Raw genomic sequence first — 26,215 nt, 5'->3', positions numbered from 1 at the left:
GTTATAATATGGTGTCTAGTTTTGTAACTAGATACTATGTAATAATAACAAAAAGTCAGAAGTCTATTGATTATAGGCAGTTCTGAGGATTTAAAATCTAATAAATGGAGTAATAAATGTACGCGATAATTAAAAATGGCGGTAAGCAATATAAGGTTAAAGAAGGCGAAGTTGTTAAGCTTGAGAAATTCGATCTTGGTATTGGCGAAAAAGTTGAGTTTGATACAGTTTTGATGGGTCAAACAGTAGAAGGCGAAGTTAAAATAGGCGCTCCTATTGTAGAAGGTGCTAAAGTTGTAGGCGAAGTTGTAGAACAAGGTCGTAATAAAAAAGTTAAGATCATGAAGTTCCGTCGTCGTAAGCACAGCATGAAGCAACAAGGTCACCGTCAGTATTTTACAGCGGTTAAAGTTTCATCTATTAGTTTATAATTTTATTAAGAATATTTAAGGAGTATACAAATGGCTCATAAGAAAGCTGGTGGTAGTACTAGAAACGGAAGAGATTCAAACCCTAAGTATTTAGGTGTTAAAAGATATGGTGGTGAGTTTGTTAAAGCAGGTACAATCATCCTGCGTCAAAGAGGTACTAAGACTCATCCTGGTGTAAATGTTGGCTGTGGTAAAGATCACACTTTATTTGCTCTTAAAGATGGTACTGTTAAGTTCCATGTTGGTGGTGCTTTAAATCGTAAATTCGTTTCGATCGAAGAATAATAAATAAGTTTTTTCTTAATAAATATTCATAATCTTTCATAGACTATAATTATTAATAGTTTAATATCGTTAATTGTCCTAAGATCTGCTTTTAAATTGGATAAATCAATCAATAAATGGTCTAAATTTAGCAGAAATGGTAATCTTTTATATTTGTTTATTTAGAGCGGAAAATTTCCTAAACTTTAATCTAAAGATATTTATTTTATAACTACCTTATTTTATCATATTGTCATATATACAATTGTTTACTAGTTAAATATGTCAGAGCAAAAAAATGTTTTAGGAACAGCGCTAAAATCGTGTTGTTTAGACCCAAAGACGGGATTTTATAGAGATGGCTTTTGTCGTACAGATAATTATGATTATGGTCGCCATGTGGTATGTGCGATAATGACTCAAGAATTTTTAGATTATACATCATCTAAAGGTAATGATTTATCAACTCCAAATCCTTTTTTTGATTTTCCTGGACTTAAACCTGGAGATAAGTGGTGTTTGTGTGCTCTAAGATGGTTAGAAGCATACCAAAATGGTGTTGCTCCAGAAGTTGTGCTTGAATCAACTCATCAATCAGCTCTTGATGTAATCAAAAAAGAATATCTGTTTGAGAAAGCTTATTCTAGTGTAAATGCTTAGTTAGGTTGTTGAAGTTTTACTTTTTGATTTAGTTTGTATATGCCAAATAATATTGTAACTGTAATCAAGGCAAAACCTAGCTGAGCATATGGAGAGGCTATAACCAAATTTCGACCATGATAAAAACTTACGATATAGCTACCAGCAGCTGCAATCATATTTCTAATAAAGTTTACAATTGAATTAGCTGTACCAAAACTATGATCTATTTGTTCAATTGCAAATGAGTAAATAAGAGTTGAGCTAAAAGCTACATTAGCACATAATACGAACATTATTAGAGTGTAGATTAAAGCATTATCTAGATTTAAAGTATTAAATACTATCAATGTAATACAACTTAGTGTGATTAAAGTGACACTGTAATACAAAAATTTTAATTGTTGTACTCGATGTGAATTTTTTTTGATAATCACATTTGCAAGTATGGAGCCAAGACAACATAAACCATAATATATGCAGTACCATAAAGATCCAGTTGCATAATCACCTAGATAGATCAAAGCAGATGATGATATGAATATAAAAAGAGTTGCAAAAATAGTTCCACTAGCAATAGTAGCAAGTATAAAACGAGGATTACTTAAGTGTTGAAAGTAGCTTGGTATTAATTTTATTAAACTTGATTTTCTATCTTTGTGTTCTAAAGTTTCTTCAATTAAACAGGCACAGACAAGCATAACTACGCCGTATATAGTTAAGAAGTGAAAGGTACTTTGCCAAGTATGGGTTAATTGGGTGAGAATAGTACCAATTATTGGTGCTACTACAGGAGCTATTAGTAATATTATAGTTATCGATGCCACAAGATTTGTAAGTTTTGCTCCTTTATAGCAGTCACGAGCTATTGAAAGGGCTATTATAGCACCTACAGAGTCAGATAAGCCTTGTATTAAACGCATTATTTCAAGCATTTTGAAATTATAACTATATGAGCATAGTAAGGTACTTACAATATATATAACACTTCCGATAACTATAACCTTCTTGCGACCATATTTATCAGATACTGCTCCCCAAAATAGCATTCCAAAAGAGAAGCCAATAAAGTAGGTTGCAAAAGTTGTCAGAACCGTACTATTATTGACACCAAAATCACTAGCTATCAGAGGAATTGCGGGAGCATACGTGTTTACAGCTAGAGGCGGTAAGGCAGCAAATAATGCTAAAATTATAGGAAATAGTTTAGAATTTCTAGTTATATGTTTCATAGGTCTAAAGTAAATATCTTTAATGTTTTTATTTTGTGATATCAAGTATATACTCTTTTAATTTTTTACCAACTATTTCATATCTCCAACCGCTAAGGAGTTTATTATTTGTATAGTTATTATCAATACTTAGATTATATGCTACTGAACGGATATCTTTTCTTGATGCTATTAGTGTTGCATCGAATTTCAAATTGTTTGTTTCTGTGTCAAAAAAAATAGTGATTTTATCATTTATTTCAGCAGATATTTTAATCCCTAATTTTTGCTCTAAGCTTAATTGTTCTAGCTTTTGTTTAGAATTAAGAGCAGATATCACACCTTTTTTAATCCATGGTTTAAGTTTTTTTATTTCCTCATTATCAAAAGAGTTAAGTGATTTAGGATTTTTATGAGCTAATGCATAGAGTACTTTGTTATTAAAAATAAACCTAACTGGAATATTTTTTTCTTGAGCAATCATTTCACGCCATTGAGCTATTAAAATAGCATTTTTTTGAGTTTTTTCATCAAATTTCTGGATATTGCCTATTTTGGTGTGGATGTTTTCAATAGAGTTAAATTGTGTTTTCTGTATTTCAATTAGTTCTTGCTCAAAAAAACCTTGGTATTCACTTTTAATTAGCTGTTGCTGCAAATACTCTTTTAGTTGTATAAGGTATTCAACATCTTTGATAGCGTAGTTAAGTTGTTTTTGTGTTAGTGGTCTATTACGCCAATCTGAAAATTGAGATTCTTTTTCCATTTCAATATCTAAAATTTCTTTCAGAAGCGTTTTTAGTGATGATTGTGTTTGAAAACCAAGAAAGGCAGCTGCAAGTTGCGTATCAAAAATATTATTAACTTCACAGTTAAAGAACCTTTTGATAATAGGAATATCATTAGTTGCTGAGTGGATTATTTTTTGGATGTCCTTATTTTCAAAAATGTCCTTTAACTTACTAAAATCTAAATCTTTTAACGTATCTATTAGGAATATCTCATTTTCGGTTGCTATCTGTACTAGGCAAAGTTCAGGATAGTATGTACGCATCCAGTAGAATTCTGTATCTACAGCTATTTGTGAAGTATTGCTAATAATTTCTATCACATCATTTAATTGCTTATTTGTATTAATTATCATCGTTTTTTTAGTTAAAATAATTAGAGAAATTTAAACTTATCTATTTATAGTATAAAAGTTTATATATGTTAACATTTTTCATAAACTCAGTGTTTAATAAAATTAGATGATTATAGATAATTCTAAAGATTTTGATTTAAAAAGTTTCTTGGCAAACTTGACTACACATTCTGGTGTTTATCGTATGCTTGATAAGCACGGAGATATAATTTATGTTGGTAAGGCAAAAAATCTCAAAAATCGTGTAAATAGTTATTTTTCGAAAGGTGCGAAAGATAGCAAAACTTTAATGATGGTAGAGCAGATTGCTCGAATAGAGATAACTATTACCCCTAGCGACTACGAAGCATATCTACTAGAGAATAATCTTATCAAACAGCACCGTCCTAAATACAATATTTTATTTAAAGATGATAAAAGTTATCCGTATCTAGTAATTTCTCGTGATAAATTCCCTAGGGTATCTTTTTATCGTGGCAAATCAGCATATAAAAAAGGTCAGTGTTTTGGACCTTATGTGTCGATATCATCAGTCAAGAATACCCTAAATATTATCCAAAAAATCTTTCCGATCCGTCAATGTGAAAACTCGTACTATAAGTCTAGAGTTAGACCATGCTTGCAATATCAAATTAAGCGTTGTTTGGCACCTTGTGTAGGTTTGGTTTCTCAACAGCAATATGATGAACAATTGGCAATTCTAAAGAAATTCTTAGCGGGTAAATTCAGCTCTGTTTTAGAAGAAATCTCAGCAAAGATGTATCAAGCTTCTGAAGATATGGAGTATGAGAAAGCTCAAGTGTATAGAGATCAGTTAGTCATCTTGCGTAAGTTACAGCAGCAACAAATAGTTGATATTCAAGTTGATAAAACTTTTGATGTAATTGGCATCTATATGCAGGATGACTATGCAAGTATAGCTTTATTACAAATTCAAAATGGCGATATTGTCGCAGATAGACATTGGAGCATAGATGCTAAAGGGCAAGATAAAACTGCAATTATGCATGCATTTTTATCTCATTTTTATTTAGGTGATGAGATTCGTAATATTTGGCCTAAAAATATAATTCTCTCAAAGGTTGAGTTTACTGATATTACAGATCTTATGAATAGTATCTCTCAAAAAATTGGTCAAGCAATAAATTGGATAGTTGCTCCAGCCGCTGATAATCTTAAATGGTTGAAGTTAGCAGAGGTAAATGCACGACAAAAGTTAAACATACATACAAGTTCAAAATCACAGTACCAAAAGCGTTTGGAATCATTAAAAGAATTTCTGGAGTTAGAAAAAGATATTAAGCGTATTGAGTGTTTTGATATTTCACATTTTCAAGGTGAGGCAACCATAGCATCATGTGTAGTATATACAGATGAGGGTGAAGATCGCAAATCCCATCGCAGATATAATATCAAAGATATCAAAGCTGGTGATGACTATGCAGCAATTCATCAAGTAGTATCGCGTCGAGTTAGCTCAGGCTTAGAAGCTGATAATCTCCCAGATGTAATGATAATAGATGGCAGTAAAGGGCAGATTCATCAAGCAGAAGCTGTTTTTAGAGAATATGGAATTCAAGATAAAGTCCAACTTGTAAGTTTAGGTAAAGGTGTTGAGCGTATAAGTGGTAAAGAAAAAATATACAAAGGTTTTGATGATGCCGAATATACATTAGATGAACACAATCCAGGATTTTTATTATTACGACAAGTTAGGGATTCTGCTCATGATCATGCGATTAAAGGTCAGCGTAAAAAAGTAAGTGCAAATAGACAATCATCAATTATTGAAGAAATAGAAGGGGTTGGGCCAAAACGCCGTAAAGCTTTGATAATGTATTTTGGTGGCTGGCAAGAACTATCTAGAGCATCTGTTGATGAAATTGCAAAGGTCAAAGGAATTAGTAAAAAATTAGCTCAAGAGATTTGGGAGTGTTTTCATTAAAAAATACTCAACAATACTAAAATAATAACGTAGAATGTTTGCATTTTTAAAAATATAAAATTTAAAATATGACGAAAAAAAGTTTGTTACTTATTATTTTTGGTATATTTTTAATATTCTTTTGTTATTTTTTTGTTGATAGACATATTGTTTGGCTTTTGCATGAGCATAATTCAACACAATACACAATTATGAGATTCTTTTCGGATGATTTAGTTTCTTTTTTAAATATTTCAATTTTTGTATTTTACATATACTACTTTATTAAGCTTTTATACAAAAAAGTATCTGTTACCGATACAAAATTTTTACTAGTTGCGAATGCTGTACTTATAGGACAATTTATCAAAGAAATATTAAAAGGCATCTTTGGTAGATACTGGACAGAAACTTTTAAGAACAATCCTTCTTTGATTAGAAATGATTTATATGGATTCAATTGGTTTACATTTGATAATATCAATAATTCTTTTCCATCTGGGCATGCTACATTTATATTTTCATTTAGTGTAAGTATGTGGATTTTATTTCCAAAGTATAGATGGCTTTCGGCATTGTTGGCATTTTTAGTAGTAGCTACGCAATTATTACAATACTTTCATTTTGCTAGTGATTTAATTGCAGGATCAATGCTAGGATCAATCATTGGTTATTACACTGCTTTGACCTACAAACAAAAGAGTTAATTTTTGTTTCAAACTTATAACTTTAATAAAACTATAGTTATAAAATATCGTTATGTTAGAATTATTATATTTAATACTTTATATTTTGATTAGACACAAAGGAACTAATGATTAAAGCAAATTAAAATAGTATTGCTAACTTCTAGTGATTTTAGTTTAATTTTTGCAATAAAAAATACTCTAAAAGCTATCTAATCACTAGATCAACTAAAAGTAGTTTGTACTGATCTAGGTACCATATATGATATCGCAGCATGGAGTAAGGAAAATGTTTATATAATTGTCAGAATAGTATAGCAGGCAGCTGATAATTATTAATTTATAATAGAGGTGAAATAATGGATCATTCAATTTTAAATGTGTTAGTTTGTCCAATTTGTAAAGCAAATTTACATTATGATAAAGAAAAACAAGTTTTAGTATGTAAGGCAGATAAGTTAGCTTATCCAATTCGTGAAAATATCCCAGTAATGTTAGTTGAAGAAGCTAAAAAGCTAACTCTTGAAGAGGTGAAAAAATATGCCTAGTATCCATATTGTAATTCCTGCTAGGCTTAAATCAACTCGTCTACCAAATAAGATGTTAGCTGATATTGCTGGTCAGCCAATGATACAGAGAGTCTATGAGCAAGTTGCTAAATCAAAATTTGATAGCATAATAATAGCTACCGACTCTCAAGAAATAAAAAATGTCGCAGAGAGTTTTGGTGCAAAAGTGGTTTTGACAAAAACTGATCATGAATCAGGTACAGATAGAATAGCAGAGGCAGTTACTAAATTAGGTTTTGCTGATGAAGATATTATTGTAAATGTCCAAGGTGATGAGCCTTTGATACCAGTTGAAAATATCGAGCAAGCTGCACAGTTATTGATAGATAAACCAGAGGCCGTAGTCTCAACATTATGTGAAAAAATCACTGATGTAGAGGATATTTATAATCCTAATAATGTCAAAGTGGTTTTTGATAAAGATAATTATGCTTTATATTTCAGTAGAGCACCTATCCCTTTTGAAAGAGGTTTTTCTGAGAAACAGCAGGTTAATATTTCAGAATTCTTTAGGCATATTGGTATATATACATATAGAGTGGCTTTTTTAAAACATTATGCAGAACTTACAGTGTCACCAATCGAAAAATATGAAGCTCTTGAGCAGCTTAGAGTATTATATAATGGTTACAAAATAGCTGTGGATCAAGCAGCTAAACCAACTCCTGCTGGTATTGATACACTTCAAGATCTAGAGAAAGTAAGGAGATTATTTAATGTTTAAATTAGATTCTCGCTTAGAAGCAGATACATTTGAAGTTTGTGATCATCTTGATTGTAAAATTTTAGTGATGAATAATTCCATAGTACCTTGGTTTATAGTAGTACCATTTACAGATAGAACAGAGTGGTATCAGCTTGATGATTCACAACAGTATAATATCAATAAGATTATTAATAAACTATCTAACTTTATAGTTAAAGAATATAAAGCAGATAAGTTAAATGTAGCTACTATAGGTAATGTAGTTAAGCAAATGCATATTCATGTAGTAGGGCGTTTTGAGCATGATCCAGTATGGCCAGCTCCTGTATGGGGAAATATTCAATCTAAGCTATATACAGAACAAGAAAAAAATAAGCTACAAGAAAAAGTTAGGAGTATGTTTTAGAGTTTACAAGTTCCTTGACATGCTTTTGAAATATAAAAAGAAGGCTTTATATTAAATTTTTCAAAATAATTTTTCTCTAAATAGCTAGTATAGTCTTTTAGAAACTTGGTAGGTAAAAGATGTATTGTCGAACCACCAAAACCACCACCAGTCATTCTAGCACCATAAACTCCAGCAAAATTTTGCGATAACTCAACTAGGTAGTCAAGCTCATCACAACTAACTTTATAATCATTTTTTTAGCGAATTATGTGATTGATACATAAGTTTACCTAGCTTTTGCCAATCTTTAGCTATCATTGCTTTAGTAGCTTCTATTACTCTTTGATTTTCGGTAAATACATGTAGTGCCAATTTATAATCTTCTTCAGAGAAGTTTGACTTTGTATCTAGAAGCTTTTTGGAGTCTAATTCACGAAGTGATTTTATGCTATGAAATTTAGCGATATTTTCACAAACTTGGCGGCGCTTATTATATGCAGAGTCAGCTAAATTATGCTTAATATTTGTATCACAAATTAGTACGGATAGATTATCAAGTTCAAAAGGAATATTGTCATAATGGTTATCATTACAATCAATCATTGTTGCGGCATTTTGTTGTGAAAAACAAACAAGCCATCTGATCCATAAGACCACATTTTGTCCCAATATATTCATGTTCAACTTTTTGGGCAATCTTTGCAAGATCAATTTTAGAGATCTTTAGTTGATAGATCTCATTATAAGCATAAGCTAAGGCTGTGTTTAGTGAAGCAGATGATGAAAGGCCAGCCCCAAAAGGTAGATCACTAAAAATATAAATATCTGCTCCTTTGATATCACTACAGAAATCTTGCTTGATAGTATTTATAGTACCTTTTATATAGTTCTGCCAAACGTTAGATAATTCTTGTTTTATCTCGTCTATATTAAAAGATGCTGAATCATCTAAATTTTCACTATAAACATTTACAATACTATCATCTCTGCGTGCTATAGATATGAAAGTACCTTTGTTAATAGCAAATGGCATCACAAAACCATTATTATAGTCAGTATGTTCACCAATCAAATTAACTCTACCAGGAGAGAAAAATACTTGCGAATTTTTATTATAAAGTGTGTTGAAACGATTGGTTAAATTATCTTTGATACAGTCCATCATAATTATAAATCTCTTAAAACTTGTGCTGCTAATTCTGGAGTAATATCTCTTTGCGATTCTCCAAGCATTTCAAACCCAACCATAAATTTCTTGACTGTTGCTGAACGTAGCAAAGGTGGATAAAAGTGCGCATGAAGTTGCCAATAGTCACTCTTATTAGCATTGATTGCACCATGCCAACCCATAGAGTATGGGAAAGATGTGTCAAATAGTTTATCGTACTTTACTAACAATACTTTCAGAGCATTAGCTAAAGATTTTTTTTGCGGATTATTTAAATGATTTAGATGTGAGCATTTGAATTTTGGTAGCAATAAAGTTTCATAAGGCCATGTTGCCCAAAACGGTGCAACAATTAACCAGTCATCATTTTGGTAAACAATCCTATCTTTCTCATTAATCTCACGATTTACATAATCAAGTAGCATATTTGATTTATGTTTTTCGAAGTATTCTAGTTGTGTTTGATGTTCTTTTTGAGCTTCTGTGGGTAAGAAATCACAAGCCCAGATTTGTCCATGTGGGTGAGGATTTGAACAACCCATAATTGAGCCTTTATTCTCAAAAACTTGTACCCATTGATATTTTTTACTTAAATTTGCTACTTCAGATGCCCATAGATCAATAACTTTAGCTATATCTTCTTGTAGCATTGATGCCATTGTTAGATTATGTTTGGCAGAGAAGCAAATAACTTTGGCAATACCAGTAGCACCACTTAGCTGGAATAAGTCATCTTTTATCTCAAGATTTTTGTCTATTTTTTCTTTAGATAAAGCAGAAAAATCATTCTCAAATACAAAAGTTTCTTTAAAATCAGGATTAACTTCTCCATTAGCTCGAGTATTAGTTGGGCATAAATAACACTTATCATCATACTCTGGCAGAGTGTTTTTTTGAGTTTCTTCTGATTGCCCTTGCCATGGTCTATTAAGCCTATGAGGTGACACTAAAACCCACTCATTAGTCAAGATATTCTTACGACGATGCGAGAATTTGATCTGTGATATTGTAGCTGAAATATTCATTTATAAATCAAAAAATTGTTGTTTTATATTTTAGGCATAGTATATCATGAATGATGGGACTATTAGTTAAATTGATGCAGGAATTTTTGTATGCAAAATGAAAAAAAAATAAATTTCATAGTCATTCGTGTGGCTATAATAGCAGCACTTGCTGGTCTGCTATTTGGTATGGATATTGGTTATGTCAATGGCTCATTGCATTTTATATCAGAAACATTTGGTTTAAGTGTTGAGCAAAGTGGACATGTATCAAGTGTATTGTTACTTGGAGCTGCTTGTGGTGCGTTATTTAGTGGTTTTTTATCAAAACATTATGGACGTAGAAAGGTACTTCTAATTGCTGCAGCTATTTTTTCTATTTTTACAATAGTGGGAATTTTGGCACCTAATTATCAGATCTTTATTAGCTCAAGGTTTATTTTAGGTATTGCAGTAGGTATTGCTTCATTTATTGCACCTTTGTATTTATCAGAAATTGCTCCAAAAGAGTTTAGAGGCGCTTTGATTGCTTTGTACCAGTTGATGATAACTATTGGTTTATTTTTAGTTTTCTTAACTAACTCTGCATTAGAAAAGACAGGTTCTTGGAGAATTATGCTTGCAGTTTTAGCAATTCCTTCAGTAATAATGTTCTTTGGTTGTTTAACCTTACCTAGAAGTCCGAGATGGCTTATTTTAAAGGGTAATAATGAAGAGGCTGCTTTGGTTCTTAAAAAAATAAGATCAAGTGAGATAGAAGCTTTAGAGGAGCATGAAGAAATTAGACAGACTACTCATAGAGGTGTTAGTGTTTTTTCTTTACTGAAACGGAAGTTTTTTATAAAGGTTGTACTTCTAGGTATAGCTTTGCAAGCATTTCAACAGTTCACTGGTATGAATGCTTTTATGTATTACTCAACAGATATTTTCAAGTTAGCAGGATTTACTAATCCTTCAACATCAACAATAGTTATTGGTTTACTTAATATGCTGACAACCTTTTTGGCAATTAAGTATGTCGATAAATTTGGACGTAAGCCAATTCTATATTTTGGCTTAAGTTTGTTGATAATCTCATGTATCGTTGTTGGTTTTATCTTTAAAACACACTTTGTCTATGGCCAAGTAATGGTCTTATCTCAAACTTTACAATGGACTGCTTTAATATTTTGTTTATTGTTTATATTTGGTTTTGCAATATCAATGGGCCCTGTAATTTGGATTTTATGTTCAGAAATTCAACCAATTGAGGGTAGAGATTTTGGAGTAACAGCATCTACTATGAGTAACTGGATTTGTAACGCTATTATTGGAAACTTTGCTCTTACTTGGTTAACATTCTATCCAGATAATACTTTCTTTGGTTTTGCGATTTCTTGTATAGTTTGTATATTATTTGTTAAGTTTTTTGTCCCTGAAACTAAAGATGTTTCATTAGAGGAAATTGAAAACAACCTTAGGGCTGGTAAGCGCCTAGCTAAGATTGGTAGTTAATTTGTAGATTATTGAGAGTAACTAGTGGAGTTAAAATATGGATGCTCAACAAGAATATAGAAAAATAGTTTATCTTATAGCAGCAATAGCAGCATTAGGCGGTTTGCTATTTGGTTTGGATCAGGGGTTTATCGGTAATGCTGGTGATACCCTTAATAAACTATACGGTTTAGATGCAAAAGCTGCTGGTAGCTTCAATGCTATCCTAGCAACTGGAGGTATTTTAGGTACTATTTGTAGTGGTTTTTTTACGAAATTTTTTGGTAGAAAAAATACACTCATGATTGCTGGGTTTGCTTTTTTAGCAGGAGCTTTAGTTTCATCTTTTTTACCGCCAATAAATATATTAACGTTTTGTAGATTTTTGCTTGGTTTTGGTGTTGGTTTAGCATCATTTGCTACACCTTTATATCTTGCTGAGACCGCACCAACTAAAATCAGAGGTTCGATTTCAACACTATTTCAGCTAATGATTACCTTTGGTATATTTTTGATTTCTTTGACTAATATAATCATCGTAATGTGTTTAGGTCATGAAAAAATTTCATTAGCTTTAATGTTTAGTGTAATTGCTTTTTTTGCATTTTTGATGTTTGTTGGATGTTTTTTCTTACCAAAAAGTCCTAGATGGTTGCTATCTAAGGGTAAAGATCAAGAAGCTCACAAAGTGCTTACTAAACTAAGAGCGGCTCATGAGATTGATACTGAGATTGCAGAAACTAAAAAAGTTCTTAAAACTGATCATGGTTCTGTAGTGGAAAGTCTAGCTAAAAAATATTTCTGGAAAATATTAGTTGTAGGTGTAATCATTCAAATGTTTCAACAGCTAGTTGGTATCAATATGATGATTTATTATGCACCGCATTTCTTATCAAATGTTGGTCTAAATGTTTTAATAGCAGCTCTGGCAGTATATTTGGTGAATTTTTTATCAACATTTCCAGCTATTAAATGGGTCGAGAAATGGGGTAGGAAAAAATTATTGACAGTTGGAGCTGTTGTGATGATGTCTTCACTGGTAGTTTCTGCTGTTTGTTTCTATTTTATCAAACATACTCAAGATCCTGCTGATTTTATTAAGTATGTATTACTTATATCTTGTTTAGTCTATATTTTTGGCTTTGCTTGTTCATGGGGGCCTGTTGCCTGGATTATTTGTTCAGAGATTTTCCCGATCAAAACTAGAGAAATCGGTATGACTGTTACGACAGTTGTAAACTGGACATTTGCAGGATTTGTGATTGCTAATTCAAATGTTATCATGACTAAAGTAGCTTTTGGAGATGTTATTATTTTCCTTGTTTATGCTGCATTCTGTTTAGCAGCTATATTTTTCTTGAAAATGTTTGTACCAGAAACAAAAGGTGTTAGCCTAGAGAAAATAGAAGATAATCTTATTTCAGGTAAAAAAATACGTGATTTAGGTCAATAACCTCTCTTTAATAAAGTTGTATATTTCTGCTAAATAATGTATCCTTAGAGATGTAATTACTAATAGTTAAATCAAAAAATAAGGAACTATAATTATGAAAGCTTCAGCTAGGCATTTGCTAGTACAATCAGAATCTGAGTGTCAACAAATTAAAAAAGATATAACTGAAGGTAAAATAACTTTTGAAGAAGCAGCTAGAAAGCATTCTCTATGTCCATCTGGAGCTAGAGGTGGCGATCTGGGGACTTTCTCTCAAGGTCAAATGGTTCCTGAGTTTGATAGAGTAGTATTCAACGATGAGTTACATACAGTTCATGGTCCAGTACAGACTCAATTTGGTTACCATCTATTAGAAATTACATCGCGCGGATAATTTAAATTTCTCATAATTTTCAAATTATTTAATAAATTCCTCATAAAAAAATTTACGGACAAAAATGGATTCTGAAACTAAAAAAGATTTTAGTCAGCTTGGGCTGAGTCAAGATATTGTAGATACTGTTATCAACTTAGGATATGAAACTCCTACACCAATTCAGCAGTATGCTATTCCATATATCTTATCGGGTAGAGATGTGCTAGGACAAGCACAAACGGGTACGGGTAAAACTGCGGCATTTGCATTACCATTGATAAATAACATTGATTTAAAATCTAGAGATAAATCACCACAAGTTTTGGTATTAGCTCCTACTAGGGAATTAGCTATACAGGTTGCAGAACAGTTTGAAGCATTTGCTAAAAATATACCAAATTTAGATGTTGCTTGTATCTATGGTGGTCAAGAATATGGTTCTCAAATAAGAGCACTTAAGCAAGGTGTAAAAGTTGTAGTTGGTACGACTGGTCGAGTAATGGATCATATCGAGAAAGGCACATTACAACTTGATAATCTAAGAGCATTAGTCTTAGATGAGGCTGATGAAATGCTCAGAATGGGCTTTATTGATGATGTTAGATTTGTCTTAAGTCATATTTCTGAACAATGCCAAAGATTACTTTTCTCAGCAACAATTCCTACTGATATTGCTGATATTATCGAAGAGTACTTAAGAAATCCTTGTAAGATACAGGTAAAGGCTAAGACAAAAACTGCAAATACAGTTACACAAAAATTTATCGTAATCAAAGGCTTTAGAAAGATAGATGCTTTAGATAGATTACTTGAGATAGAAGAAACTGATGGTGTTATTATCTTTGTTAAGACTAAGACAAGTACTATAGAAGTAGCAGATAATTTAAAAGCTCTTGGTTATAAAGTGGCAGCTATAAATGGTGATATGCAACAATCACAGCGTGAATATATTGTTGATCAGTTTAGAAATGCTAAATCAGATATCCTCGTTGCTACAGATGTAGTAGCTAGGGGCATAGATCTTGAGCGAATTAGTCATGTAATTAACTATGATATGCCTAATGATACTGATACATATGTACATAGAATTGGGCGTACAGGTAGAGCAGGGCGTGAAGGCACATCAATTTCTTTAGTACCACTTAAAGAGATGAGATTTTTACGTACTTTAGAGAGATTTACAAGTTCGCCAATGCAAGAGGTATTTATGCCAAGCGCGAAAGATTTAGCTCAAAGTAGGGTAGAACATTTTAAAGCTAGAGTAATTTCAGGATTAGATAAAAATAAATCTTTAGATAAATATAAAGAAATTATTACAAGTATTCGCGACGAATTAGAGCTAGATTCAGAAGAGCTTTTAGCTGTACTTACTTTGTTAGCACAAGGTAAAAAAACTTTCTTTCCAAGAGAGATTCAAGCTAAAGAAGAAAAGCTAACTCGTGATAATAGAAACTCTAGAGATGGTAGAAAAAATGAAAGATTTGAGCGTAGAAATGATCAAGATAATAGAGCTAAACGTTTTGATAAAGCAGATAGAAAACCGCGTCGTGCTGTAGTGAATATTGATCTAACTACTTATAAGCTGGATGTTGGTCGTGATAATGATGTTCAGCCAAGAAATATTGTTGGAGCTATAGCTAATGAAGGAAATATTGATAGTAAGCATATCTGTAATATTTCTATTCAAAAAGATTATACATTAGTTGATTTACCAGCAAATCTTTCACCAAAAGTGATAAATCATCTAAAAAAAGTCTGGGTTGCTGGGAAGAAGTTAAATCTTACGGCTCAGTAAGTTTAATCAAGGATTTTAATAAATTACAAATAATTAATTTTCAAGCACCTTATTCTATTTATACCCCTAAAGCTGTATAATTAATCGAACTAACTATTCGATTATAATTTCTAAAAATGAATAACTATATTTTTATAGTTTCTGCACCTTCTGGTGCTGGTAAAAGTTCTTTACTAAAAGCTTTTTTAGCAACTGATATAGGCAAAGATAAATTTGCTGTAGCAACTTCTCATACCACTAGAGAGCCTCGTGTTGGTGAGATTAATGGTAGGGAATATCATTTTGTGACAGTTGCTCAATTTGAACTACTTCTTAGTAAAGATGGTTTTATTGAATATGCCAAAGTTTTTAAAAACTATTATGGTACATCAAAAGCTGAGATTGATAGGTTGCTTGCGGCGGGTAAGAATATTATTCTTGAGATAGATTGGCAGGGCGCACAGCAGACACGCGCTATTTATGGTGATAGGGCTAAGAGTATTTTTATATTACCACCATCGCTAGATGAGTTAAGAAACCGTCTAGAAAAGAGAAATACAGATTCTAAAGAAACGATAGATTACCGTATGGAGCAAGCACAATCAGAGATTTCACATGCTGATGAATATGATTGTCAGTTGGTTAATGATGATTTTAGTCAGTCATTAGAGCAATTATGTAAATATTTCGAAGAAAATATCCAAAGTTAAAGGCTAAGGAGAACATTTGGATGTTAAACCAAAAACTTATAAAAGATAAGATATCACAAGCTAGACAAGAATTACCTAGTTTGAAAATTAAAGATACTGAAAAACAACAATATATGCACGAAATTCAGGAGTTATTAGAACAAAATGACGCTTGTTTGGTAGCGCATTATTATGTTGATGCAGAAATTCAAGAATTAGCTGAAAAAACAGGTGGATTTGTCGGTGATTCGCTTGCTATGGCTAAATTTGGCTTAGAAAGTAACTGTGACACTTTAGTAGTTGCAGGTGTAAGGTTTATGGGAGATTCAGCTAAGATTTTGAGTCCTGAGAAAAAAATCCTAATGCGACCTTACAAGCTGAATGTTCATTGGATTTAAGTTGTAATAATGGCGAATTTCAAAGATTTATAGAAGCTCATCCTGATAGAGAAGTTGTGGTGTATGTAAATACATCAGCAGAGATTAAAGCTTTAGCTGATTGGACTGTAACATCATCAAATGCTTTGGAGATATGTTCACACCTACACAAGCAAGGTAAAAAGTTGCTTTGGGTACCTGATAGATTTCTTGGTGATTGGATTGCTAAGCAAACTGGTGCGGATATGCTGCTATATGATGGTAGTTGTATCGTACATGAAGAGTTTAAAGCTCAAGCGTTAGATGATTTAATACTAGAGCATCCAGATGCTGCAGTTTTAGTACATCCTGAATCGCCAGCAGAGATTATCAAAAGAGCTGATGCGGTTGGTTCAACATCGCAATTAATAGCAGCAAGCCAAAGACTTAATAATACGAAATTTATTGTTGCTACAGATACTGGTGTATTTTATAAAATGAAACAGCTATCGCCATATAAAGAGTTTATTCCAGCGCCTACTGCTGGTCGTGGTGCAACTTGCCAATCATGTGCGAAATGTCCATGGATGAAACTAAATCAACTTAAAAATTTAAAAGAATGCTTAATCAAACAGACTAACGAAATATTTATTGATGAAGAGGTACGACAAAAAGCACTTATTCCATTAAATAGAATGATAAATTTTTAGGAAATAGGTATGTCTGATGTGATGTTAAATACTAATCAAATTAACAAAGTTCCTGATAATATTATTGCAAGGCTAGTTAGAGAGTCTCTAGCAGAAGATATAGCAACTGGAGATATCACAGCACAGCTAGCTGAAGATATTGATACTACAGCATTTTGTATCACTAGAGAAGATATGATCTTATGTGGTCAAGATTTTGCTAATGAAGTGATTAATCAGCTTGATAAAAATATACAGATAACTTGGTTATATAGAGATGCTCAAAAAGTACCAGCTAATGCAAAAATATTTGAACTTAAAGGTAATGCGCGAAGTATCTTAACAGCTGAGAGAACGATGTTAAATTTTATTCAGATGCTTTCTGCTACTGCTACAGCGACAAATAACTTAGTCAAATTGATTTCTCAATATGATACAAAGCTACTTGATACACGTAAGACTATTCCTGGATTTCGTTTAGCACAAAAATATGCAGTTAGGTGTGGTGGCGGTTTTAACCATCGTATTGGTTTATTTGATGCTTATTTGATTAAAGAAAATCATATTCGCTCAGCTGGTGGAATTGCCAAAGCTGTCACTAAAGCAAAAAAAATAGATACTAGTAAAGTTATTGAAGTTGAAGTTACAAACTTAGATGAATTAAACCAAGCGATAGCAGCTAAAGCAGATATTGTAATGCTTGATAATTTTAGCATTGAAGATATTCATACAGCTGTGAGTTTTGCTAGAGGTAAAGTAGCATTAGAAGTCTCTGGAAATATAGACGATAAATCTATAGTTAATATGGCTAAAACAGGTATTGATTTTATTTCTGTTGGAGCGATTACAAAACATATCAAAGCAATAGACTTATCACTACAGGTTCAGTTATAGATATGATTATAAAAAAGCATGATGTAGCTATAGTGGGCGGTGGTTTAGCAGGCATAGTTGCTGCTATAGAGTTAGCTGAACATAATTTAGATGTAGCGATTATCTATGATCAAAAAATTAATCACTGTGCTAGTGCATATGCTCAAGGTGGCATTGCAGCTATAGTTTCTAGCGAGGACAGCATTGAGGCTCATATCAATGATACATATATTGCTAGTGGTAAGCTTGCAAAGCTTGAGAGTATCTCTCAAGTTGTCAAAAATTCTAATGCTGCTATAGCATGGCTTGAGAAACATGGTGTTGAGTTTGATAGAAAAGAAAATGGTCAGTATAGTCTACATCTTGAAGGAGGTCATTCGCAAGCAAGGATACTACATATCAAAGATTATACTGGTAGAGCAGTTATTACAAGTTTATATAAAAATCTTGATAATTTTAAAAATATCAGTATTTATCCAGAACATAATGTCATAGAACTAATAAAAAAAGATGATAAATGTGTTGGCTTATATAGCTATGACAATAAATATCAGGTTACTAAATTTATTACAAAAAAAAGTTATACTTGCTGCAGGTGGTTCCTCAGGATTATATAAGTATGTGACTAATGCTACAGCTGGTAATGGTAGCGCGATGATTATGGCTTATGATATTGGTTGCCAACTTGAGAATTTAGAGTTTACGCAATTTCATCCAACTTGTTTTTTTGCTCGTAATGGATCACCTATTTTAATCTCAGAAGCTATCAGGGGTAGTGGCGCTGTATTGGAGACTGAAAAAGAGGTCTCAGAATTATGAAATCAGTTCATCAAATGCAAGATTTAGCTCCTAGAGATATAGTCGCGCGACAGATATATATAAATATCCAAGCAGGTAGAGATGTTTACCTTAATGCGACACATCTAAGTACAAGTCAATGGCAGCAAAAATTCCCATATATTTATGAGAAATTATTAGAGAATAATATCAATCCTGCTAATGATAGAATCCCAGTATCTCCAGCTGCTCATTATAGTTGTGGTGGTATTAGTGTAGCTAGCAACTCTCAAACTAGTGTAGCTAATTTATATGCTGTAGGTGAGGTTGCTTGTACAGGTTTACATGGAGCTAATAGGTTAGCTAGTAATTCATTATTAGAGTGTATTGTTTATGCTTTAGCAGCTACGGAGGATATTTTAACTGATATAAATGATAGATTTATTGAGTTTGGCCAAGAACTAGAGTTATTTAACTCAAATAATGATTATTTACAACAAATAAATCAGATACGCCAACTAATGTGGGATAATGTTGGTTTGGTTAGAAGGCAAGCAGAACTTAGAGAAGCATATCAGCAATTACAACTATTAGCACAATCAATAGGTACTGATACAAGATTAGTAAGCTATGATTATAAACTCGAAGCTTATAGAAAAATACTTAAGCTAGCTAAGTTAACACTTGAACAAGCTATCAAACGCAAAGATAGTGTTGGTAGTCATTTTTTAATTTAAGGATATATTTAAGAAAGTTGTTAAGTTATTGTGAAACTAAGAGATATATTATACTGTAGAAGTTTAAATCTGTCTATTCGTAACTGTCACGGGAATACTACCGCTATAGTTGTATCCACCACTTGTTGTAGTCATTGATACAGTACCTGAATAAGTAACATCTAAAGGTAAGTTATCACAGTCTATTACTATTGCTCCATCATAAGTTGTACCAGAACTATTGACACTATAAGGAGTTCGTGTACCATTAGAATCCAAAGTAGCCACTTGACATCCTGCTAAGTCACCAGTTATAGTATAGTTAAATATAGTCGCATTAGGATTTGGTGTAGCAATAAATCCTTTAATAGCAGATGTATTTACAGACACTGCAACAGAATCAAATCCAAAAGGATTAGCAACTAAAGAAAGATTTGTATCACTACTACATGCTGAAATACCAGCTATCAACAACAAACCACCTACAACTTTTGATATTTTTTTCACTCTTTACTCCTTATTTATTATGAAAAAACTATTTGCTATAAAACTTCAGAAAACTATAAACTAAATATTTAACAATTTCAACATAAAATTAATTTTATTTAAATAAAATGCTTATTTTGAATTGTATTAATCAGTATATTATTGCTAATTTTGGTAATAAAATACCATGTGTAGATATTTTGAGAATTATTGGTTCTTTTACTTGTTGTTATAAAGAACTGATAATTGATAAATTTAATTAAACACTATTTTTAGTAGTTAGTAAAATGTAAAATTAGCATAAATATTAAATAAGTATGAGGTATAGATGTTAATTATACTAACATTAATAGTATTGGTGATATTGATAGTAATTTTTTCTTTATATGTTTTCAATAAGAAATCTATGCAAGTTGATAATATCCGTGAAGCATTTGAGCAATACAAAAACTCCACACAAGAGGAATTAGTATCACTACGAAGTAAAGAGGTTACATTTGATACATTATTAAATCAAGAAAAACAAAAAAATACAGAATTAAAGCATGATAGAGCACAACGTATAGATGAGTTAAAGCTAGAGTTAAAGTTAGAGAGAGATAAAGTTTATAAGTATATTGAAGAGATAAAAAATTATAAATCGCAAATAGCAACTCTAGAGACCCAACTTAAAGAGCAGAATAATTCTCTAAGAGATAAAATAGAGTTATTACAAAATAGTGAAACAAAGTTGAAATCTGAGTTTGAAAATTTAGCTAATAAAATTTTTGAGGATAGTTCAAAAAAACTCACTGAACGAAATCAAGAAAGTTTAAATAGTGTTTTAAATCCTGTCAAAGAACAGTTGAGAGATTTTAAACAAAAAGTTGAAGATGTTTATGATAAGGAATCTAACGCTAGAAGCGCGTTGCAAAACGAGCTCAAAACTCTTAAAGAGCTCAATCAAAAAATGACTACAGAAGCGCATAATCTCACAAATGCTTTGAGAAGCAGTACTAAACAGCAAGGTATATGGGGTGAGATGGTACTTGAAAATGTTCTTGAAAAATCTGGACTTAGAGAAGGTTTTGAGTATTTCAGAGAGATGCAGACTACAAATGAGGAGGGTAAAGTATATCGTCCTGATGTGGTCGTTAAGCTACCTGATAATCGTGATATTATCATAGATGCTAAAACTTCACTGTTTGCTTATAATGACTATATGGTGGCTGATGACGATCACAAGCATTCTCACCTGAAAGCTCATATTAGATCAATCAGAGAACATATCAAAGGGCTAGCTAATAAAAACTATGAGTGTCTAAAAGGAATAAACTCTTTAGATTTTATCTTTATGTTTATACCTGTAGAGGGGGCTTTGCTACTTGCTCTTGATAATGACACAAGCTTGTATGATGAGGCATTTAAGCAAAAGATAATATTAGTTAGTCCTACAACTTTATTAGTAGCATTACGCGCTGTTGAAAATACTTGGCGATATGAAAAACAAGCTCAAAGTATCACAGATATCTATAGTAGGGCAGAAAGGCTTTATAGTAAGTTTGTAGGTTTTGTAGATGATTTAGAGAAAGTTGGTAAATCTATAAATGATGCTAATAAGACTTATGAAAATGCTTTTAATAAATTAAAGACTGGTAGTGGTAATCTTATAGGTCAAGTTGAGAAGCTGAAACAGGTTTCAAATATAAAACCTAAAAAAGAACTAGATAATAATCTAGTTAAAAATGCTGAAACCGATAGTTAAATTATATTTATATCATCGGAGTTATTAAATTTTGAAAGTATAATCAAATACAGTTTTTTAGAAAAATATATTCTTTCTTAGAGTCATTCTGGCGAAGGTGAGAATCTCCCCAATACTCAAGAGATCCCCGTGTCCACGTCGACAAGCTCAGTGACCGTGAGGATGACTACTTTTTTTATGGTACGTAGTGATTAAATCAACAGTCTTTTATACTCAAAATTTAAAAAACCTACATAAAACTCTAGTTTGTTTAATAGAATTTTATATCTATGTTGATGGTATTATGGGTATAGTACATTATTTTGTACAAAGATACTTTTGTAGATTATTGGTAATCTTGATAATTAAAATTACCAATATGAGGGTATATTAAGGTTTCTTTATTGCTAGAGGTTTCAAGAAATCATCAATATTACAGTGACTTTCAATAGGGTGTCTAAGCTTTTTGTCTTTGTTGATAGTATAATGATTATTTCTACCAATCTTTGTTACAGTTAGATAGGCTGTCTCGGTTAGGTCACTTAGAATATTTAGGACTGCTCGTTCAGTGATCCCAACCTTGATAGCCATATCTCTAATAGTAATGTTTGGGTCACTATTAATGAGACATAACACATGCGAATGATTTGTTAAGAAAGTCCAACTTTGTTGTTTTTTTGTAGGCATTATGTATTATTTTAAAGTTTTATTTTATCTATCAATTATACTGGAGTATAAGGTAAAGATGAATGGTGAAGTACGATTTGTAGTTCACCATTAGCATTAGGTTTGAAACCCATTGTATAGTTTGCAACTACTTTGTTACCATTAGTTTGAGTTAAATGCTTGTTACCCATAACTATACCAATATTATCCTCAACAATATAGCCAGCATTTTCAAATTCTAGATCTGCCCATGGTCCGATAGCAAAACCATTATCTTCTGGGTATTTATCATTGCCTGCAACAAAATAAGATACCGCACCTTCTAAGTCGCCTCTAAACATTTTTTTAGATGCTAAAGTTGGCTTAAAAAGAACCTCACTATTATCATAAGCATACATGTCTTTGATAAAATCATGAGCTAATTGCTTATAGTCTCCTCCTTCCCTATAAGTTTTAGAAATCTTTAATAAGCCATTTTTCCACTTAGCTAATGCCTTATCTATATCTTGTTTATTCATATTTTTCTCCTCTCTTAAACTATGAATTATATTATATGTATTAAAGTTCATGTATTTTATTTCATAAAAATGTATTTGTAAAGTTTTTATATCAAAAATCTTTTAAAAAATTTTGTTAAGTTAGATAATCTATTACATATATACAAAAATATTAATTAAGCTATGAGCATAATAGATTCACATATTCATTTCTGGGATATAAGAAATGGTTATAATGACTGGATTAAAGATACGAATTTACCGAAACTAGTAATACCAGAAAATCTAGAGGCTAGTGCTTTTGTGCATATAGAAGCTCATAGTGAGAAATTTGATCCTTTATGTGAATATAATTGGCTAAAATCTAAATTTAATAATGTAAATATAAAAGTAGTAGCTTTTGTTGATTTTACTTTAGAAATTTCTCAGTTTGAAAAAAAGATTACATACTTAGCTGGATATGATGATATTGTTGGCATACGTCAAATTATGTCAAAAACGTATAAATCGAAATATAGTCCATTCGAAAAATTTATACCAAAAGATTTGGAGCAAAAGTTAAAAATTCTAAAAGATCATAAACTTATTTTTGAAGCGCAAATGTATCCAGAGCAGTTTTTACCTATTTTAGAAAAAATTAATAACTCTGACGTAAAAATGGTTGTAGAACATTTTGGCTTACCTTTATTTGGGCGTAATAATAATTTAGCAGAATGGCATAGATTTATAAAAGAATGTGGTCAAAATACTAATTGGAATCTCAAGCTTTCAGGTTTTGATTTGAACAATGAAATGTCAAATGTAGAAAAAGCACTAAACTTTGTTTTTGAGAATATTTCATTTCATCAATTATGTTATGGTTCAAACTTTCCTGTTTCAAATCATGATGATTATAATTTTTGGCAGAAATTTTTGTATAAATATATCAATAATGATGAAATATCTAAACATGTATTTAAAAATGTAGCTCGGAGGATTTACTTCAAAGAGGACTAATATCTTCAGCAAATTTTTTAGCGTTAGAAAAATCTATTTTATCTGGATTTCTTATGTCGAAAATTAATTCCATAAGCATTTGTTTGTTTAGCTTGGGTAGGCAAGTTATTGTGGCTTGATTTTTATATTTGGGCATATGCCATTTATCAAATATTCTTTTATCAATGTCCTCTAGGACTATAGTAATAGCTTGAGGATTTTTCCATGCTCTTATGTTGTTGTTTTTTAGAATTGTTAGAAAGCTTTCACTTTTATCTAAACATTCTTGATATCTTTGTATAAGCCCTTTTTTGGATCCTAAAGATAAAATTCTATTATATAACAATACAGCGGATAAACCATTTCTGCTGCCTCCTATCGTCATATCATCATTGTCAATATATTCGACATAGTTTTGAGAAATATATTTTTTTTGTATTAGCAATATTCCTGAAGGCATCGGATTACCTAAGAATTTATGTCCACTAATATTTACTGATTCAAAATCTTCTCCAAGAATATAATCGTTTTTTAGCGGTAGAAAAGCACCATCAAATGCACCATCTAGATGTATATAGAAGTTATCTGTATACTTTTTAAAAATATTTCTAGCTTCTTTATAATTATCTATTGAGGATGTTATAGTTGAACCAATTGTGGCAATAAAAATATATGCTTGATTTTTATTATAATTTTCTTTTAAGAAACTCTTTAGTGATTCTAAATCAATCTCTCCATTCTTACGAGAAGCTATAATTTTATTTTTGATTGCTAATATATTTGCAGTTTTACTTACGCAATAATGAGCATAATCGCTATATATCAAAGTTACATCATAAGCCTTGAAGTAGTTCCTAGCATTCCAAACAGCATAAAGTATAGCTTCTGAACTACAGCTTGCTATATATCCCCAAGAATCATTTGTATTAGACATATACAGTTTAAGAAAAAAGTCTATCACAGCTCTCTCGTGACCTAATGTACTAAAAGGTGAGCCTTTACTATATGGATTGCCAATATTGTTAAAATGCTCGGATATTAGCTCTTTACAGTTATCATAATCAAAATCTGTAGCAGTAGGGTAGCCGACATAAACTTTTTTGTTATGAGTTAACCTGTGTTTTAAATCTTCAATATTCTTCATTTATATGAAATCAATTATCTATATTTTTTTGTTAGTGTTTTAAATACTTCAAATTCCAAATGGCAAGTATTTATCTTAGCAAACTGCGCTGCAGTCTTTTTACATATCTCTTGAGGAATTTGTCTAATTTTTTGACCTGTAGCTAGAGTTTTTACTTCAATTTCAATAGCTTTTTCAAAATAATAGTGCTTATAAATTGCTTTTTCAATCGATTCTGCAGTTGTAATAATTCCATGATTATCTAATATCATCATGCTATTTTTTGTACCTAGACTAGCTGCGATTGCTTTACCTTCATTATCTAGAGCTAGTCCATCATAGTGGTGATAAGATACATCATCATAAAATCTTAGCGACTGTTGGTTAGTAAATTGCATACCACATTCTAATGAAGATATTATTACAGCATATTTGCTATGTGTATGGATAATAGCATTAATATCCTTTCTAGCATTATATGTTTCTAAATGAATATTAGCAGCTTGTGGCATCACTTTATAAGCATTTTCTGAGAGTATTTCTCCATTAGGTTTTATTGTGACAATATTCTTTTTAGTAACTTTATCAAAGGTTACATTGTGTGGTGTAATAATTATATTCCCATTTGGAAGTCTTGCTGATATATGTGTCGCTAGTAAGTCATCCCAACCATAATAATGTATTACATGATGACAAATTGCTAATTTTTTTCTGAGAATTTTTTCCGTAGACATATTTCAGTAGCTCACTTATATAACTTGCAATATTTTAAATTTTATCACTTACTTATAAATTTAACCTAGTTTTTAATGATTATCTGGCTAAAGATTATTTTTTAGATACAAAAATATTATCTTTGATATAAAATCTATAAGGCATATCTTTTGCTTTTGATATACCGATCCTTTGAGTTTGAATTATATCAACATCATTAATTAGATCATTATTATATCTAAGATGGATAGGACTATCTTTATCAAGTAAGTTAATACCATTATCATTTAAGGTAATATTGAGTGATTGGGTTAATTTTGCTGGACCTGAACATAAGTCTATTAACTTAGTTTTTGATCTGTTAAACTGCATTTGTTCAATCCCAGCTATTGGCTCTAATGCTCTTATAAGTACAGCCTCACCTACACCGACATCTGCTGTTACCACATTAAAACAATAATGCATTCCATAAGTAAAATATACATAACTAGTACCTGCTTGTGCGTACATCATTGAATTTCTCTTTGTCCTATTGTTATATGAGTGACAGGCGGGATCATTATATAAATATGCTTCTGTCTCAACTATTTTTCCTATTAGTAACTTATTATCATATTTACTAACTAAAAAATGTCCTAATAACTTATTTGCAACATCAATAGTTTTTAGTTTAAGAATTGCTTCTAAGTTGTTCATACTTTCAAATTAATATCATTTAATTATTACAATTTTAGCAAAATGC

Annotated in this window: 25 protein-coding genes and 4 pseudogenes; 19 read left to right on the top strand and 10 right to left on the bottom strand. The window is 31.3% G+C overall.

What is annotated here, in order from left to right; genetic code table 11:
• Positions 1 to 116 precede the first annotated feature (116 nt).
• The 3 genes from rplU (at position 117) to FSC454_RS06920 (ending at position 1,355) form a co-directional block, all read left to right on the top strand.
• Positions 117 to 431: a 50S ribosomal protein L21 gene (rplU, locus tag FSC454_RS06930; protein WP_066047146.1), complete on the top strand. Its 315-nt coding sequence runs from the start codon at positions 117 to 119 to the stop codon at positions 429 to 431.
• Positions 432 to 461: 30 nt separating this feature from the next.
• Complete coding sequence (gene rpmA, locus FSC454_RS06925) at positions 462 to 716, top strand: 50S ribosomal protein L27 (protein WP_014547936.1); 255 nt, start codon at positions 462 to 464, stop codon at positions 714 to 716.
• A 261-nt stretch (positions 717 to 977) separates the two neighbouring features.
• Positions 978 to 1,355 (top strand): DUF2237 family protein, encoded by a 378-nt coding sequence (locus FSC454_RS06920; protein WP_066047149.1) that lies wholly within the window; start codon positions 978 to 980, stop codon positions 1,353 to 1,355.
• On the opposite strand, the gene FSC454_RS06915 is transcribed toward FSC454_RS06920, so the two are convergent.
• Positions 1,352 to 2,566 (bottom strand): multidrug effflux MFS transporter, encoded by a 1,215-nt coding sequence (locus FSC454_RS06915; protein WP_066047221.1) that lies wholly within the window; start codon positions 2,564 to 2,566, stop codon positions 1,352 to 1,354. The genes FSC454_RS06920 and FSC454_RS06915 overlap by 4 nt on opposite strands.
• Positions 2,567 to 2,594: 28 nt before the next feature.
• Complete coding sequence (locus FSC454_RS06910) at positions 2,595 to 3,689, bottom strand: ribonuclease D (RefSeq protein WP_014547940.1); 1,095 nt, start codon at positions 3,687 to 3,689, stop codon at positions 2,595 to 2,597.
• A 106-nt stretch (positions 3,690 to 3,795) separates the two neighbouring features.
• Between FSC454_RS06910 and uvrC the strand changes: the two genes are divergently transcribed.
• The 5 genes from uvrC to FSC454_RS06885 all read left to right on the top strand — a co-directional run bounded on the left by uvrC (position 3,796) and on the right by FSC454_RS06885 (position 7,980).
• Positions 3,796 to 5,634: an excinuclease ABC subunit UvrC gene (gene uvrC / locus FSC454_RS06905; protein ID WP_066047151.1), complete on the top strand. Its 1,839-nt coding sequence runs from the start codon at positions 3,796 to 3,798 to the stop codon at positions 5,632 to 5,634.
• 68 nt (positions 5,635 to 5,702) lie between these two features.
• On the top strand, positions 5,703 to 6,320 hold the full coding sequence (locus FSC454_RS06900; protein ID WP_066047154.1) for a phosphatase PAP2 family protein: 618 nt from the start codon (positions 5,703 to 5,705) through the stop codon (positions 6,318 to 6,320).
• A 338-nt stretch (positions 6,321 to 6,658) separates the two neighbouring features.
• Positions 6,659 to 6,847 carry a Trm112 family protein gene (locus FSC454_RS06895; RefSeq protein ID WP_014547943.1) on the top strand — a complete coding sequence of 63 codons (189 nt, stop codon included), beginning with the start codon at positions 6,659 to 6,661 and terminating at the stop codon, positions 6,845 to 6,847.
• A complete protein-coding gene (gene kdsB / locus FSC454_RS06890; RefSeq protein ID WP_066047157.1) occupies positions 6,840 to 7,592 on the top strand; it encodes a 3-deoxy-manno-octulosonate cytidylyltransferase in 753 nt (250 codons plus the stop codon). Before FSC454_RS06895 ends, kdsB begins: the two co-directional genes overlap by 8 nt.
• On the top strand, positions 7,585 to 7,980 hold the full coding sequence (locus FSC454_RS06885; protein ID WP_066047159.1) for an HIT domain-containing protein: 396 nt from the start codon (positions 7,585 to 7,587) through the stop codon (positions 7,978 to 7,980). The genes kdsB and FSC454_RS06885 overlap by 8 nt, the downstream gene beginning before the upstream one ends.
• Here the strand turns inward: FSC454_RS06885 and FSC454_RS06880 are convergent.
• Both FSC454_RS06880 and FSC454_RS06875 read right to left on the bottom strand, forming a co-directional pair.
• Positions 7,977 to 9,127: pseudogene (locus FSC454_RS06880) on the bottom strand (galactokinase). The gene FSC454_RS06885 and the pseudogene FSC454_RS06880 overlap by 4 nt on opposite strands.
• Before the next feature lie 2 nt (positions 9,128 to 9,129).
• Positions 9,130 to 10,155, bottom strand: coding sequence for a UDP-glucose--hexose-1-phosphate uridylyltransferase (locus FSC454_RS06875; RefSeq protein WP_066047165.1), 1,026 nt, complete (start codon positions 10,153 to 10,155; stop codon positions 9,130 to 9,132).
• Positions 10,156 to 10,245: 90 nt separating this feature from the next.
• Here FSC454_RS06875 and FSC454_RS06870 point away from each other — a divergent pair, with 90 nt between their 5' ends.
• The 8 genes and pseudogenes from FSC454_RS06870 (at position 10,246) to nadB (ending at position 19,310) form a co-directional block, all read left to right on the top strand.
• Positions 10,246 to 11,628, top strand: a complete 1,383-nt coding sequence (locus tag FSC454_RS06870; protein ID WP_066047168.1) for a sugar porter family MFS transporter — start codon at positions 10,246 to 10,248, stop codon at positions 11,626 to 11,628.
• Between the two features lie 37 nt (positions 11,629 to 11,665).
• Positions 11,666 to 13,060, top strand: a complete 1,395-nt coding sequence (locus FSC454_RS06865) for a sugar porter family MFS transporter (protein ID WP_066047171.1) — start codon at positions 11,666 to 11,668, stop codon at positions 13,058 to 13,060.
• Between the two features lie 94 nt (positions 13,061 to 13,154).
• The gene (locus FSC454_RS06860; RefSeq protein WP_014547950.1) at positions 13,155 to 13,433 is read left to right on the top strand and encodes a peptidylprolyl isomerase; all 279 of its coding nucleotides are present in this window, start codon (positions 13,155 to 13,157) and stop codon (positions 13,431 to 13,433) included.
• Positions 13,434 to 13,497: 64 nt separating this feature from the next.
• Positions 13,498 to 15,210, top strand: coding sequence for a DEAD/DEAH box helicase (locus FSC454_RS06855; RefSeq protein WP_066047174.1), 1,713 nt, complete (start codon positions 13,498 to 13,500; stop codon positions 15,208 to 15,210).
• Positions 15,211 to 15,326: 116 nt separating this feature from the next.
• A complete protein-coding gene (gene gmk / locus FSC454_RS06850; protein ID WP_066047177.1) occupies positions 15,327 to 15,899 on the top strand; it encodes a guanylate kinase in 573 nt (190 codons plus the stop codon).
• A 20-nt stretch (positions 15,900 to 15,919) separates the two neighbouring features.
• Positions 15,920 to 16,944: pseudogene (gene nadA, locus FSC454_RS06845) on the top strand (quinolinate synthase NadA).
• Positions 16,945 to 16,953: 9 nt separating this feature from the next.
• Positions 16,954 to 17,817: a carboxylating nicotinate-nucleotide diphosphorylase gene (gene nadC, locus FSC454_RS06840; RefSeq protein WP_066047180.1), complete on the top strand. Its 864-nt coding sequence runs from the start codon at positions 16,954 to 16,956 to the stop codon at positions 17,815 to 17,817.
• A 2-nt stretch (positions 17,818 to 17,819) separates the two neighbouring features.
• Positions 17,820 to 19,310 (top strand): annotated as a pseudogene (gene nadB, locus FSC454_RS06835) (L-aspartate oxidase).
• 63 nt (positions 19,311 to 19,373) lie between these two features.
• Here nadB and FSC454_RS06830 read toward each other — a convergent pair.
• A complete protein-coding gene (locus FSC454_RS06830) occupies positions 19,374 to 19,796 on the bottom strand; it encodes a hypothetical protein (RefSeq protein ID WP_066047186.1) in 423 nt (140 codons plus the stop codon).
• Positions 19,797 to 20,103: 307 nt separating this feature from the next.
• Here FSC454_RS06830 and FSC454_RS06825 point away from each other — a divergent pair, with 307 nt between their 5' ends.
• Together FSC454_RS06825 and FSC454_RS10245 are read left to right on the top strand one after the other, a co-directional pair.
• On the top strand, positions 20,104 to 21,519 hold the full coding sequence (locus tag FSC454_RS06825; RefSeq protein ID WP_066047188.1) for a DNA recombination protein RmuC: 1,416 nt from the start codon (positions 20,104 to 20,106) through the stop codon (positions 21,517 to 21,519).
• 205 nt (positions 21,520 to 21,724) lie between these two features.
• Positions 21,725 to 21,867: pseudogene (locus FSC454_RS10245) on the top strand (cytochrome b/b6 domain-containing protein); the annotation flags it as partial.
• A 21-nt stretch (positions 21,868 to 21,888) separates the two neighbouring features.
• On the opposite strand, the gene FSC454_RS06815 reads toward FSC454_RS10245, so the two are convergent.
• Together FSC454_RS06815 and FSC454_RS06810 are read right to left on the bottom strand one after the other, a co-directional pair.
• Complete coding sequence (locus tag FSC454_RS06815; protein WP_066047191.1) at positions 21,889 to 22,185, bottom strand: helix-turn-helix transcriptional regulator; 297 nt, start codon at positions 22,183 to 22,185, stop codon at positions 21,889 to 21,891.
• Between the two features lie 35 nt (positions 22,186 to 22,220).
• Positions 22,221 to 22,682 (bottom strand): phosphoribosyl-AMP cyclohydrolase, encoded by a 462-nt coding sequence (locus FSC454_RS06810; protein WP_066047194.1) that lies wholly within the window; start codon positions 22,680 to 22,682, stop codon positions 22,221 to 22,223.
• A 162-nt stretch (positions 22,683 to 22,844) separates the two neighbouring features.
• On the opposite strand from FSC454_RS06810, the gene FSC454_RS06805 reads away from it, so the two are divergent.
• Complete coding sequence (locus FSC454_RS06805) at positions 22,845 to 23,657, top strand: amidohydrolase family protein (RefSeq protein WP_066047197.1); 813 nt, start codon at positions 22,845 to 22,847, stop codon at positions 23,655 to 23,657.
• On the opposite strand, the gene FSC454_RS06800 is transcribed toward FSC454_RS06805, so the two are convergent.
• The 3 genes from FSC454_RS06800 to FSC454_RS06790 all read right to left on the bottom strand — a co-directional run bounded on the left by FSC454_RS06800 (position 23,644) and on the right by FSC454_RS06790 (position 26,169).
• Positions 23,644 to 24,780: a histidine decarboxylase gene (locus FSC454_RS06800; protein WP_066047200.1), complete on the bottom strand. Its 1,137-nt coding sequence runs from the start codon at positions 24,778 to 24,780 to the stop codon at positions 23,644 to 23,646. The two genes, FSC454_RS06805 and FSC454_RS06800, sit on opposite strands and share 14 nt — an antisense overlap.
• Before the next feature lie 14 nt (positions 24,781 to 24,794).
• Entirely contained in the window at positions 24,795 to 25,493 is a 699-nt protein-coding gene (locus tag FSC454_RS06795; RefSeq protein ID WP_066047202.1) for a class II aldolase/adducin family protein, read from the bottom strand.
• A gap of 94 nt (positions 25,494 to 25,587) precedes the next feature.
• Positions 25,588 to 26,169 (bottom strand): DNA-3-methyladenine glycosylase, encoded by a 582-nt coding sequence (locus FSC454_RS06790; RefSeq protein WP_066047205.1) that lies wholly within the window; start codon positions 26,167 to 26,169, stop codon positions 25,588 to 25,590.
• Positions 26,170 to 26,215: the final 46 nt, after the last annotated feature.

Source organism: Francisella hispaniensis FSC454 (assembly GCF_001885235.1).
GTDB classification, from domain to species: domain Bacteria; phylum Pseudomonadota; class Gammaproteobacteria; order Francisellales; family Francisellaceae; genus Francisella; species Francisella hispaniensis.
This window is presented reverse-complemented; position numbering and strand designations above follow the sequence as displayed.

Coding starts and splice junctions, on each gene's coding strand:
- FSC454_RS06875 (WP_066047165.1), bottom strand. CDS start 10,155: ATGAATATTTCAGCTACAATATCACAGATCAAATTCTCGCATCGTCGT.
- FSC454_RS06855 (WP_066047174.1), top strand. CDS start 13,498: ATGGATTCTGAAACTAAAAAAGATTTTAGTCAGCTTGGGCTGAGTCAA.
- FSC454_RS06810 (WP_066047194.1), bottom strand. CDS start 22,682: ATGAATAAACAAGATATAGATAAGGCATTAGCTAAGTGGAAAAATGGC.
- FSC454_RS06885 (WP_066047159.1), top strand. CDS start 7,585: ATGTTTAAATTAGATTCTCGCTTAGAAGCAGATACATTTGAAGTTTGT.
- FSC454_RS06870 (WP_066047168.1), top strand. CDS start 10,246: ATGCAAAATGAAAAAAAAATAAATTTCATAGTCATTCGTGTGGCTATA.
- FSC454_RS06805 (WP_066047197.1), top strand. CDS start 22,845: ATGAGCATAATAGATTCACATATTCATTTCTGGGATATAAGAAATGGT.
- FSC454_RS06900 (WP_066047154.1), top strand. CDS start 5,703: ATGACGAAAAAAAGTTTGTTACTTATTATTTTTGGTATATTTTTAATA.
- nadC (WP_066047180.1), top strand. CDS start 16,954: ATGTCTGATGTGATGTTAAATACTAATCAAATTAACAAAGTTCCTGAT.
- FSC454_RS06915 (WP_066047221.1), bottom strand. CDS start 2,566: ATGAAACATATAACTAGAAATTCTAAACTATTTCCTATAATTTTAGCA.
- FSC454_RS06865 (WP_066047171.1), top strand. CDS start 11,666: ATGGATGCTCAACAAGAATATAGAAAAATAGTTTATCTTATAGCAGCA.
- rplU (WP_066047146.1), top strand. CDS start 117: ATGTACGCGATAATTAAAAATGGCGGTAAGCAATATAAGGTTAAAGAA.
- FSC454_RS06825 (WP_066047188.1), top strand. CDS start 20,104: ATGTTAATTATACTAACATTAATAGTATTGGTGATATTGATAGTAATT.
- FSC454_RS06800 (WP_066047200.1), bottom strand. CDS start 24,780: ATGAAGAATATTGAAGATTTAAAACACAGGTTAACTCATAACAAAAAA.
- rpmA (WP_014547936.1), top strand. CDS start 462: ATGGCTCATAAGAAAGCTGGTGGTAGTACTAGAAACGGAAGAGATTCA.
- FSC454_RS06920 (WP_066047149.1), top strand. CDS start 978: ATGTCAGAGCAAAAAAATGTTTTAGGAACAGCGCTAAAATCGTGTTGT.
- FSC454_RS06815 (WP_066047191.1), bottom strand. CDS start 22,185: ATGCCTACAAAAAAACAACAAAGTTGGACTTTCTTAACAAATCATTCG.
- FSC454_RS06860 (WP_014547950.1), top strand. CDS start 13,155: ATGAAAGCTTCAGCTAGGCATTTGCTAGTACAATCAGAATCTGAGTGT.
- uvrC (WP_066047151.1), top strand. CDS start 3,796: ATGATTATAGATAATTCTAAAGATTTTGATTTAAAAAGTTTCTTGGCA.
- FSC454_RS06795 (WP_066047202.1), bottom strand. CDS start 25,493: ATGTCTACGGAAAAAATTCTCAGAAAAAAATTAGCAATTTGTCATCAT.
- FSC454_RS06910 (WP_014547940.1), bottom strand. CDS start 3,689: ATGATAATTAATACAAATAAGCAATTAAATGATGTGATAGAAATTATT.
- kdsB (WP_066047157.1), top strand. CDS start 6,840: ATGCCTAGTATCCATATTGTAATTCCTGCTAGGCTTAAATCAACTCGT.
- FSC454_RS06895 (WP_014547943.1), top strand. CDS start 6,659: ATGGATCATTCAATTTTAAATGTGTTAGTTTGTCCAATTTGTAAAGCA.
- gmk (WP_066047177.1), top strand. CDS start 15,327: ATGAATAACTATATTTTTATAGTTTCTGCACCTTCTGGTGCTGGTAAA.
- FSC454_RS06790 (WP_066047205.1), bottom strand. CDS start 26,169: ATGAACAACTTAGAAGCAATTCTTAAACTAAAAACTATTGATGTTGCA.